At 43.9% G+C, this 11,811-nt stretch carries 11 protein-coding genes; 4 read left to right on the top strand and 7 right to left on the bottom strand.

Going from position 1 to position 11,811, the window contains the following annotated elements; genetic code table 11:
• Positions 1–94: 94 nt before the first annotated feature.
• The 7 genes from COR50_RS10890 to COR50_RS10860 form a co-directional block, all read right to left on the bottom strand.
• A complete protein-coding gene (locus tag COR50_RS10890) occupies positions 95–1,018 on the bottom strand; it encodes a hypothetical protein (RefSeq protein ID WP_098194006.1) in 924 nt (307 codons plus the stop codon).
• Between the two features lie 104 nt (positions 1,019–1,122).
• Positions 1,123–2,001 carry an anti-sigma factor gene (locus COR50_RS10885; RefSeq protein WP_098194005.1) on the bottom strand — a complete coding sequence of 293 codons (879 nt, stop codon included), beginning with the start codon at positions 1,999–2,001 and terminating at the stop codon, positions 1,123–1,125.
• Positions 2,002–2,007: 6 nt separating this feature from the next.
• A complete protein-coding gene (locus COR50_RS10880; RefSeq protein WP_198405824.1) occupies positions 2,008–2,559 on the bottom strand; it encodes an RNA polymerase sigma factor in 552 nt (183 codons plus the stop codon).
• An 81-nt stretch (positions 2,560–2,640) separates the two neighbouring features.
• Positions 2,641–3,219 carry a peptide deformylase gene (def, locus tag COR50_RS10875; protein WP_098194003.1) on the bottom strand — a complete coding sequence of 193 codons (579 nt, stop codon included), beginning with the start codon at positions 3,217–3,219 and terminating at the stop codon, positions 2,641–2,643.
• A gap of 65 nt (positions 3,220–3,284) precedes the next feature.
• Positions 3,285–3,698 carry a Holliday junction resolvase RuvX gene (gene ruvX, locus COR50_RS10870; protein WP_098194002.1) on the bottom strand — a complete coding sequence of 138 codons (414 nt, stop codon included), beginning with the start codon at positions 3,696–3,698 and terminating at the stop codon, positions 3,285–3,287.
• A 2-nt stretch (positions 3,699–3,700) separates the two neighbouring features.
• Positions 3,701–4,618, bottom strand: a complete 918-nt coding sequence (locus COR50_RS10865) for a UbiA-like polyprenyltransferase (RefSeq protein ID WP_232516352.1) — start codon at positions 4,616–4,618, stop codon at positions 3,701–3,703.
• Between the two features lie 30 nt (positions 4,619–4,648).
• The gene (locus COR50_RS10860) at positions 4,649–5,179 is read right to left on the bottom strand and encodes an RNA methyltransferase (protein ID WP_232516351.1); all 531 of its coding nucleotides are present in this window, start codon (positions 5,177–5,179) and stop codon (positions 4,649–4,651) included.
• Between the two features lie 162 nt (positions 5,180–5,341).
• On the opposite strand from COR50_RS10860, the gene COR50_RS10855 reads away from it, so the two are divergent.
• The 4 genes from COR50_RS10855 to COR50_RS10840 all read left to right on the top strand — a co-directional run bounded on the left by COR50_RS10855 (position 5,342) and on the right by COR50_RS10840 (position 11,792).
• On the top strand, positions 5,342–6,928 hold the full coding sequence (locus COR50_RS10855) for a tetratricopeptide repeat protein (RefSeq protein WP_098194001.1): 1,587 nt from the start codon (positions 5,342–5,344) through the stop codon (positions 6,926–6,928).
• A gap of 274 nt (positions 6,929–7,202) precedes the next feature.
• Complete coding sequence (locus COR50_RS10850; protein WP_098194000.1) at positions 7,203–10,010, top strand: TonB-dependent receptor; 2,808 nt, start codon at positions 7,203–7,205, stop codon at positions 10,008–10,010.
• A gap of 28 nt (positions 10,011–10,038) precedes the next feature.
• Positions 10,039–11,082 carry a phytase gene (locus COR50_RS10845; protein WP_098193999.1) on the top strand — a complete coding sequence of 348 codons (1,044 nt, stop codon included), beginning with the start codon at positions 10,039–10,041 and terminating at the stop codon, positions 11,080–11,082.
• Between the two features lie 29 nt (positions 11,083–11,111).
• Complete coding sequence (locus COR50_RS10840; protein ID WP_394336710.1) at positions 11,112–11,792, top strand: YeeE/YedE family protein; 681 nt, start codon at positions 11,112–11,114, stop codon at positions 11,790–11,792.
• Positions 11,793–11,811 lie beyond the last annotated feature (19 nt).

Here is an 11,811-nt window from a genome sequence, read left to right as displayed (position 1 = left end):
AATCATCAAATAAGAAAAAAATAAAAGAAGGAAAAAACAAAAAGAACCAACAAAAACCCAAAAACTAATCCGTGTCCCCCGCGTTAATCCGCCACTAATCCGTGACAGAAAAATGGTGGAACCGTGCCTTGAACTTCGCCGTTTCCCTTTTCTTAAAAGGTACATTCCAAGTACCATCATAAGTAATCAGCGAAGGCACCAATAAATCTCCTACATGCGTCATCTGCACGACCATGCTTACATCGAAATCGAAGATCAATGTTTTGTAAGACAGGGAATATTTTCTACCGACAATTTCATAGTTATCCTTATCAAAATAAGTAGTCAATTCATTAATCACCACTTCAGCTTTATTGATCTTGTTTAAACCGGGTTTCACTACAGCGGAGAACACGTAACAAGTAGTACCCAAATAGGCTTCCTGTTTAATAGAAAAATCATACCATTGGCGGATGCCATCACTAAAGATCGCTACTTTATGTCCCACGATCGGCACGCCCTTGATAGGTTTTCCCGGGTTGAAGATCAACTGTTTTAATTGGCCCTTATGCTTCTCGATACTGGACCGGCTTTTAGGCGACAGTTCATCATCATTACAAACGACACCCTTTGTAAAGAAGAGGTTGGCATATAACTCTGCCGTATAATAATTGTATTCTTTCTTACGGTTGTAAAAATCGCCGGTCGTTTTTTCCTCTAGGACTTCCATGCTACGGCAATTATTTGCATAATGTTGCCTCGTTTTACTTACCAATGAAGCTTGGTCAGCCCCCTTCTTCGAAGTGATCCTTATATTATTATCAGCATCGAAGCTAACGCGGCGCAGGTGTTTAAAAGCCTGGTAAAAAGTGGTATCATCTTCCACCCTCTTGATGAAGCTGTTTACATCAAAACCCAGGCGCTTGGCCTTCACCGTAAATTCATCCAAATTCACGATCATCCCCCTGTAGCTAGCGGTATCTTGTGCAGCAGATTGTAGGCAATAAAAACTTAAAAAAAATACCAGGATATATCTCACGAAGCAAAGTTATAAACAGAATTTCAAGTAGCAAACACTGCGCCAATGAATAGATGTTAAAGAAAATACAAGAAAATAGATCGTATTGAAATCAGCAGGAGGAGCTAACTGGTTTTACCGGCCACGATGATAGGCATTGTAGGTTTCTCGCTGCCGCCTTTCTTTTCAAGGGTTATCGCGAAAGCAATCACGCCATCCCCGAATTGTTTCATCTTTTGCATGGGATGTTCCAAATCCTTCATATTAAATACCCCGGCATCCATCGGTTCTTTTTGTCCTTTCACGATGGCCCATAATTGGTATTGTTGATCTGCATTTGGCTCCGGGAGATTATTAGCAGCTATATAAACATTTTGATCGGAAGGGTTCCAATAAACCGTTGCCAGGTAATCGGAATGATCTTTCGAGGCGCCCGGTAACATGACCTTCTTGGTGGCAGGATCTTTCATCCAAAGCATCATATTGTCCATATCGGACAACTTGGTTTGAAATACTTGGTTTTTTGCCATCAAGGTAGATTGTTCTACCTGTAAAGCTTGATATTTTGAATCCAGTTCGGATTTATCGGTATACAATTTATAGTTGAACCCGGCGCTAATGAGCAATAAGATAATGGCGGCAGCCGCGACCCATCTCCAGGACCTGGCTCCATCAGTATGCTCTTCTTCCGGGAATTCGCTGGCCACGGTATAAGCTTTCATGGCAGGGGAAGCACTTTTCTCAGTTGCATCCTCAGCGGTGACATGACCTACGAGATCATCGCTATTAATCAATTCAAAGATTTTTTCCTTAACCACCTTCGGCGGCTGTAAGGAAAACATCTGGACATAGCGTTCCATATCCTGTTGGCAAGCATCTACGGCTTGCTTCACTTCAGGATATTGTAACATAGCTTCCTGTAACTCTTTAGCCTCCTGTTCAGAAACTAAACCTGCTACATAACTTTCTATGATACCTGACGATATGTAACGTTGTACGTCCACTTTTGCTTACGACTGTTTTAATAAATTTCGTAATTGAATGATAGCGTTTCTCATTCTAGTCTTTACTGTACCTAGCGGGATGTCTAAAATCTTGGCAATTTCATCCTGTGTACAGCCCTTGTAATAGGCAAGGTCAATTATCTTGCGTTGTTCCTTGTTAAGTTTATCCAGCACTTTTGAGAGTCCGAGATGATCAATCGAAGGCTGAACCGTTAATTGGCTTGTATGTGTATATACGTCAGCGCTGATCTCTTGGATTTTCTGATCCAATTTATGTGCCTTGGATCGTAAGCTATCGATAGCAGTATTCCTGGCTATATTGAGCATCCAGGTGAATAGTCGGCCTTTTTCCGTATCGTAGCGGTCAATACTTTTCCAAATCTTCAAAAAAACTTCCTGCAAAATATCGCTCGCGGAAGTTTCATCATTAATCACTTTCAAGATAACACCGTATAATGCTGGAGAATAATGATCATATAAATATCCGAAGACCTGCTGATCCTTGGCTTTCAACCCCATTACTAATTCGGTTTCATTATATGTTGGAATAGATCCCAATTTGCAGTTATAGGTGTTTTGTTAATGATTTAATAGGACTAAAATAAGAAAAATATTTACAATATGAAATTATTCTCCTTTTTATTTAGGAAATGACATCTTGTAATCAACCCTAATTTTACCTTTTGAAATATCTTCCAGTTTGCTTTTGATCATCCTTTTTTTCAATGGCTTCAAATGGTCGATGAAGAGTATGCCGTCAATATGATCGTATTCATGCATGATGACTCTCGCGGTCACGCCCAAAAATGTTTTGGTGTGCTCCTTGAAATGCTCATCCTGGTAGCGCAGGGTCACTGTTTCCGCGCGGTACACATCTTCCCTCACTTTGGGTATGCTGAGGCAGCCTTCATTGTATGGCCATTCATCACCGTTGGTTTCAACGATCCGCGCATTGATAAACACTTCCTTGACACCTTCATCTCCCGGGTAATCATTTTTCTCATCTTCTTCCAGGTTATCGATAATCTGTTTACTATCTACTACGAATAAACGGATAGATTTATTCACTTGGGGGGCAGCGATACCGACACCGTTTGAGGCGTACATCGTTTCCCACATATTAGCGATCAATTGTTTTAAATCGGGATAATCGGCATCAATATCTACCGCTACTTTTCTCAAAACCGGGTTGCCGTAAGCTACGATTGGTAATATCATGTTAAAATCTCTTGCGTTTTTCGGACGCTTTTGTTCAATGAAAATGCAAAATTAATCAATTCTTATTAAAGCTGCGTTTGTAGGTACTCCTGTAACAGGATTGTTGCGCTAATTTCGTCGATCAAACCCTTATTTTGGCGGTCTTTTTTCTTCATCCCGCTATCGATCATACTGCGGAAGGCCATCTTGCTCGTAAATCGCTCATCCATGAGCTTGATGGGTATGGAAGGGAAATGCTTAGTCAGCAGGTTCACACATTGCTCCACGAAAACCGTTGCATCCGTCGTGCCGCCGTCCAGGTTCTTCGGCTCCCCTACCAAGAAAAGTTCCACGCTCTCCTGGCTTGTGTATTGTTTAAGGTATTGCACCAAGGTATGACTAGGCACGGTGGTTAAGCCGCTGGCAATGATCTTTAAAGGATCTGTTACAGCGAGGCCCGTTCTTTTCCGGCCATAATCGATTGCTAATATTCTGCCCATGATTAATAAAAAATTTGAAAATACCTGCCATGCGTACCATGGGTAACGAACATATCCACGATTGAAAAAACGGCATAAGCCACGCTCGCGATACCGTTGGTAGTCATAAAGGCTATATTGACCTTGCTGAGATCATGCGGCTTTACCAACCGGTGTTGTAATATCAACATTAATATAAACCCGGCGGCGCCTACCATGTATAACCATCCGAAATCCCCGAAATAACCGATCAAGACCACTAGTACCGCGGCGATCATATGTAACAGTTCGGAAAATCTTAAGCCCCCGGCTTTACCCAACCAGGTCGGGATGGAATGTAATGATTGCGAACGATCGAAATCTTCATCCTGCAAAGAATAAATAATATCAAACCCGCTTACCCAGCATAAAACCAGTACGGATAGCATGATCGGCAAAGCAGAAAATTCCCCCGTTACTGCCAGGTAAGCCCCTACCGGTGCAAGGGAAAGCCCAACCCCCAGTACCAGGTGGCAAAGCGCCGTAAAGCGCTTGGTATAACTATAACCTAAAACCACCAGCAGCGCCACGGGAGATAAGTAAAAACAGATCCTATTGATAAACCATGTCGTTGCGATGAATAACAGGCAATTCCCAATAACGAACATCAAGGCATTCTTCCGCGTAATAATTCCGGCCGGGATTTCCCGCTTGGCCGTGCGTGGATTTTTCTTATCGAACTCCACATCCAACCAGCGATTAAAGGCCATGGCAGCACTTCTCGCGAAAACCATGCATAAAATTACCAACAAGAAAAGTGTCCAATCGAAAGTCTTTCCCGACTTCATCACCGCCATAAAAAAACCGATCATCGCGAATGGCATCGCGAAAATGGTATGGCTGAATTTTACCAGTGATAAATAGTTTTGGATCGTTTTAGTGCCTGTAGATGACATCATCATTCTAATATCCTATAATATTATTAATATATGTTATTGTTTCCATTTGCTAAATAAGTCCCATACCACGATCCCGGTGCTCACCGAAATATTCAGCGAATGTTTCATACCGAGCTGGGGAATTTCAATACAGCCATCAACGATCTTCATGACGTTTGCATCGACCCCATCTACTTCGTTACCGAATACGAGGGCTAAAGGTTTTTCGGCAGGCGGCGTAAACCTGTCCAGGGAAATACTATTTTCTGCCTGCTCAATGGCCATTACCCGGTAACCGTCTTTCTTTAAAGCTTCCACGGCATCGACAGTACTTTCAAAATATTGCCATTCTACCGTTTCCGTTGCCCCTAGGGCCGTTTTGTGAATATCCCTGTGGGGAGGTTTGGGTGTGAAGCCGCAGAGCACGATCCCTTGAATTAAGAAAGCATCGGCAGTGCGGAAAACGGAACCTACATTATGCATGCTCCTTACATTATCCAAAATCAATACTAGCGGCGTTTTATCAGCTTCCTTGAACTCCGCAACAGATTTGCGGCCCAGCTCATCCATACTTAATTTACGCATATCCTGCAAAGATAGGAATTAGCATGGACTCATGGCGATTTTTGATACTTTGAGGCCTGTACCCCTCAAAAACAAACCTTTCCCCGGAATCCTTGTAAACCGCTCTCTCCCTTGCAACCTGTCATTAACGATTTGTTAATATTAAACTTCTTCCTTTGCTTTATGAAAATACCGTCGCTTATTATAAGCCTGTTTATCATCATCCAAAATCCCGGCCGGGCACAAATACCTAATAATATACCACTGGAACATTCTTTCCGCGATACGTTGGAAGATGCGCACTTCCTCGCCATGAAGGATTCACTTTCCAGCGCCATGGAAAACAAACAACCCGTTGCCGCCGGGGAATACCTGAGGGAAATGGGCAGGGTATGCTTCCATATGGGGCATTATCCACAGGCTTTGGACTACTTGCTCCAAGCAGCAAAAATATGTGAAGCAGCAGGGGCGCATAGATTATTGGCCGAGGTGTTGAATGATATGGGTACCTTGTATTATTATACCCGTCAGCCGCTCATAGCCAGGGACCGTTATGATCAAGCCCTTACTATTTACAAGAAGCTGAACGACCCGAACGGGATGGCTTATACTTTCGGGGTTATTGGCCACCTTTATGAAAAGCAGCAACGCTACGATAGCGCGTTCTTTTTCCAGGACAAGGCATTACAATATTATGGCTTAGACCAAAATGAGGCCGGGATGGCCAAAATTTATGAAAACCTGGGCAGCATTCATGAGGACCTGGAGCATTTTGACTCTGCCTACCATTATTTTAAAAAATCCCTGGACCTGGGCCTCCTGCATGGCGATACCCTTTCAAGTATCGAAACATATAACAACTTGGGGGATATACTCCGGAAAACGGGTCAATACCGTGCCGGTTTAACAATGACTCAAAAAGCGCTGGACATAGCCCTCGCCAAAAACGAAGGCTATCAAGTTTCAAGCGCTTACCGGGATTTGGCAAAGGCATACCACTTGCTCGGTAAAGACGATTCCGCATTTATCCTTTTGGAACAAGCCCGCTCACAACTGCTCGATATTTATTCCCAAGATGGCGGCAAGCAACTCGCCTTCCTGCAAACCATGTTCGATATCGGTAAAAAGAACACGGAAATAGAACAATTACGCAATACCCGCAAATCCATCCTCTTTTTTATCATCGGCGGTATACTGATCGTTTTGCTGGCAACGGTCATTATCAGCAGGCAAAGGCTCCGCATCAAGCATACGGCCTTACTCCGCCAGCAAGAGCAGCAACGCTACCGATCCCAAACCGACCTGTTGCAACTGAAAGAAGAAAGTTTAAAACAAGAACTGGAGGTCCGTTCCAAGGTGCTCAATACACATACGCTGCATATCATCCAAAAAAATCAACTGTTGGAAGATATCCACGGCAAAATCCATGAAATGATCAAAGATGAAAGGAGGGATCAAAAAAAGCAATTGAAACAGTTACAACAATTGATCCATCATAACTTCAACCACGATCAACACTGGGAAGAGTTCCGGGGAATTTTTGAGCAGATACATGAATCTTTCTTCGATAAACTCAAACTACATTGCGATCATCTTACCGCGAATGATCTTAGGCTCATTGCCTTACTCAAAATGAATATGAGCTCTACAGATATTGCCACCTTGCTGGGAATCTCTCCCGATAGCTTGCGGGTTTTACGGTACCGCCTGCGGAAAAAATTGCAACTCCAACAGGGAGAAAACCTGGTGCTATTCATTCAATCCCTGTAGTTAATATTGGCATCATGTTACGGTAACAATTTGTTAATGAGCATTTTGTAACGGGAAACATTATTGATAATCAATTCATTACAAGACCATTGTTCACATTGTTTCCTGTTTGTTAACCCCCATGTTAACGCTGTTCACATTTTGTTAACGCTCAAAAACTGGGGATTTAAAGGAAGGCGCACAATTTTACAAAGCCGAAAAAATAACGGCATGAATGGTCCAAAATCGGTCGTGGAATAAAATCACTTCCACCTGTAATCCTTAAAACTTAATCATGAAAAAAATTCTATTCTCCCTGTTCTTAACTTTCCTGGGCATCTACAGTTTTGCCCAAGGTACAGGGTTGGTTACCGGGGTTGTTACCGACAAACAACAACGCTTATCATTACCGGGCGCCACCTTGAAATTATTACCCGGAAATCATTACACCATTTCCAATCAACAAGGAAAATTTGAATTCCTCGGGGTACCCGCCGGGGAATATACCCTGGAAGTGAGCTATATCGGTTACGAATCGGCCAGTCAAAAAATACAGGTGACTGCCGGAAAGAATACCGTGCTGAGAATGGATTTGATGGCCGGGGGAATTGCCGGGAAAGAAGTTATTGTAATGGGCGATCGATTGAGGGGCCAGGCAAAAGCTTTAAACCAACAGAAGAATAATCCGAACGTTACCAATATCGTATCCTCTGACCAGGTGGGCCGCTTTCCCGATGCCAATATCGGGGATGCCATCAAGCGTATACCCGGTATCACCATGCAAAATGACCAGGGTGAAGCCCGTAATATCATCGTTCGCGGCTTAGCGCCGGAGTTAAACTCCGTTACCTTGAACGGCGATCGCATACCCTCCGCAGAAGGCGATAACCGCCGCGTGCAGATGGACCTGATACCTTCCGACATGATTCAAACCATCGAGGTAAATAAAACATTAACCCCGGATATGGATGCCGATGCTATCGGCGGTTCCGTGAACCTCGTTACCCGGGCAGCCCCCAATGGACCCCGTGTTTCAGCAACCTTATCATCCGGTTATAACCCGATCCGCGAAAAAGCCATCATGAACGGCGCATTCGTTTTAGGGAACCGTTTTGCCAATAATAAATTGGGCGCCATACTGAGTGCATCTTATAACAATAACGATTACGGTAGCGATGATGTGGAATTTGTTTGGAAAAAAGATGACCTCGGTAATATTTACCCGGAAGAAGTTGAAATCCGTAAATACGATGTACAACGTATCCGCAGGAGTATCGCCACTACCTTGGACTACAAGTTCAACCCTAACCATACCGTATATTTTAACGCGATGTACAACTGGCGCGATGACCGTGAAAACAGGTTCCGCACCCGTTTTACCGATATTGAACCGGAATTTGACGGGAACGATAACGTGACCGGTTATACCGGCCGTGAGCGCAGGCAAACAAAAGGCGGTATAGATAATAACCGCAATAAAAATCGTCGCTTGGAAGATCAACGCGTTCAGCAATACGCTTTAAGAGGAGAACACCTGCTGGGTAGTAAAGTGGACCTGGATTGGTCCGCCACTTTTTCCCGCGCCAGCGAGGACAGACCGAATGAGCGTTATATCGAGTTTGATCAAAAAGATATCCCTTTAAACCTGGATCTTTCAAACATGCGCTTCCCGATGGTTCATACGCCCGGCGTTAGCGATGATGGGTTTGAATTTAAAACGATATCGGAAAACCATGACTATACACGCGAAGATGAATGGGGATTCAAAGTAAACTTACGCTTCCCGATGAGCATCATCCCTTCACAGAAAGGTCGCTTGAGAGTGGGTGCACGCCTTCGACTGAAGGATAAAGAAAGGAATAATAACTTCTACGAATATGAGCCGGTAGACGAATATGGTAACCTTACCACGATGCCCACGGTTTATTGGGATGGAAAGAATTTCCAGCCGGGCGCTTATGTACCGGGACTGTTCGTTTCCGCCCCGTTCCTCGGCAGCCTGAGGTTTAATGATGGTAAATATGAACAAAGCGATGTTCCTGAAGAATACCTGGCGGTGAATTATAAAGCCAAAGAAAATATCACGGCAGGTTACGTTCGTTGGGATCAAGATATCACGGAAAAATTATCCTTCATTGCCGGTGTCCGTGTAGAACGTACCAACCTGGAATATAACGGTAACGTGGTGGAAGAAGAAGAAACACTGGCAGGCAAACGCAGTGTAAAAAACGACTACACCAACGTATTACCTAGCTTAACGTTCAAATACGATGTCAACAATTCATTGATCCTGCGTTTGGCCGCCACAACTTCCTTGGCACGTCCAAACTATTATGATATCGCACCTTATGTAAGCAGCATCGTGGATGACGAGGAAATCAGCGCAGGTAACCCGAACTTGAAAGCCGCCTATGCTTATAACTTCGATTTTATGGCGGAGCAATATTTCAAATCTGTAGGTATATTATCGGCAGGCGTGTTCTACAAAAATATCCAGGACTTCATTTATGTTTATAACGATCCGCAATATACTTCCGACAAGTTCGATGCGGAATTTAAGGGTGTCAACAACCCGATCCCGGCCGGCGATCGCTGGACCTTCAAGCAAGCCCGCAATGGCGACAATGTGAAGGTTTACGGGTTTGAAGTAGCCGTTCAACGCCAGTTGGACTTCTTACCGGGGTTCGCTAAAGGTTTCGGTATTTACGCGAACTATACTTACACTAAATCTACTGCTGACGGTGTTTATAATGGCGATGGAGAAAAAAGAACAGGCGTGAGCTTACCCGGAACCACACCGCATATGTTCAATGCTTCATTAAGCTTCGAAAACAAGAAGTTCACGGCACGTTTATCCGGTAATTATGCCGCTGCTTATATCGATGAATTAGCCGGGGACGCTTTCGATGATGTTTATTACGATCACCAATTCTTCCTGGATGCAAATGCCTCTTATAAGTTCAGCAAACATTTCAGGGTATTTGCAGAAGCTAATAACTTGACAAATCAACCATTGCGTTATTATCAAGGCGCATCAAACCGTACCTTACAGGCAGAATATTACCGCCCGCGTTACCAAGCCGGTTTAAAATTCGACCTATAATTCATTTTCAACATTAACCAAAGAATCAATGCGTTTCAATAAATTTTTCATCCTTTCTTGCGGGGTTATTCTTACAGCTTGCGAACAGAAATTGAAGATTGCCGAAGATGCTGTAAAGCCGGAATTAACTACAGAACAAGTCAACCATGACACCGATGATCCGGCCATCTGGATCAACCATGCCGATACGATGCAGAGCTTAATTATCGGTACTGATAAAGATACTGATGGGGCCTTGTATGCCTTTAACCTGGATGGTAAAATCGTGAAAAGGATCGGTGACCTGAAACGTCCGAATAACGTGGATGTCGCTTACGGGTTACAATTCAATGGTCAAAAAGTAGATATCGCGGTAGTGACCGAGCGGGAAACCAATAAGATCCGCATCTTTCAATTACCGGAACTGAACCCGATCGACAACGGCGGTATCCCGGTTTTTGAAGGGGAAACCCAGAGAGCCCCCATGGGTATCGCGATGTATACCAGGCCAAGCGATTCTGCAATTTTCGCCATCGTTGGCAGGAAGGACGGCCCGGCGGAAGGTTATCTTTGGCAATATGAATTGCGCGCGGATAGTGCCGGTGGTTACGTGACGGCAGGACTGGTTCGCAAGTTCGGTACCTTTAGCGGTCAGAAGGAAATAGAAGCAATCGCCGTGGATAACCGGTTAGGGTATGTTTACTATTCCGATGAAAATATCGGGGTAAGAAAATATTATGCAGATCCTGCTAAGACGAATAACGCGGAGTTGGCCTTATTTGGGCAAAAGAAATTCCTGGATGACAATGAAGGTATTTCAATTTACCCCACCAGCGATAGTACCGGGTACATATTAGTTTCCAATCAACAAGACAATTCATTCCTCGTATTCCCGAGGGAAGGAACGCGGGAAAACCCGAACGATCATCCCCTGGTAGGTTCTATTCCTGTTTCCACGATGGAGAGTGACGGATCGGAAATAACACCTGTTACTTTCGGAGGTAAGTTTCCCGGCGGGTTATTCGTTGCAATGTCTAATGGGAAAGTATTCCAATATTATGCATGGGATTCTTTATATAAGAAACTGAAATAATAGGTAAACTCATACCATATTATTAGAAAGTGCGGCATCTACCGCACTTTCTTTATTTAAGCACGGATCATATATTCTATCGCTGTGACAAATGTCACAACTACCTTGCTTATAATCATAGATTTTTGCCATCAAATAAATGGCATATGACAGAACTTTTGAAACAACCATGGCCTTGGTACGTGGCCGGGGCATTAATCGGCCTGGTAGTACCGGCCTTGTTAATCCTTGGCAATAAGCATTTCGGCATCTCGGCCAACCTCAGGCATGCTTGTGCAGCATGCTTCCCGGCCAATATTCCATTTTTCAAATACGATTGGAAAAAAGAAGCCTGGAACCTATTCTTCGTAGGTGGCATTTTAGCTGGCGGGCTCATCGCTTCCACCGTATTAGCAAATCCGGATCCTATCGTGGTAAATCCCAAGTTGGTCAACGAATTAGCGGGTTACGGCATACACGATTATAGCAACATGGTTCCTAAGGAAATTATCTCCTGGGAAGCCCTGTTATCATGGCGAGGACTTGTCATGATGATCGGGGGCGGTTTCTTGGTAGGTTTCGGCACACGTTATGCCGGGGGTTGTACCAGCGGTCATTCCATTATGGGGATCAGTACTTTCCAGTTGCCTTCGGTAGTAGCAACCTGTTGTTTTATGATCGGTGGTTTCATCATGGCAAACTTGATACTACCCCATATCATGCAATTATAAACATTATCAATTCAGAATA

Origin of the sequence: Chitinophaga caeni (assembly GCF_002557795.1) — a bacterium.
Taxonomy (GTDB): Bacteria; Bacteroidota; Bacteroidia; order Chitinophagales; family Chitinophagaceae; genus Chitinophaga; species Chitinophaga caeni.
The sequence above is the reverse complement of the archived record's forward strand: the minus strand, read 5'-3'. Positions and strand labels throughout refer to the sequence as shown.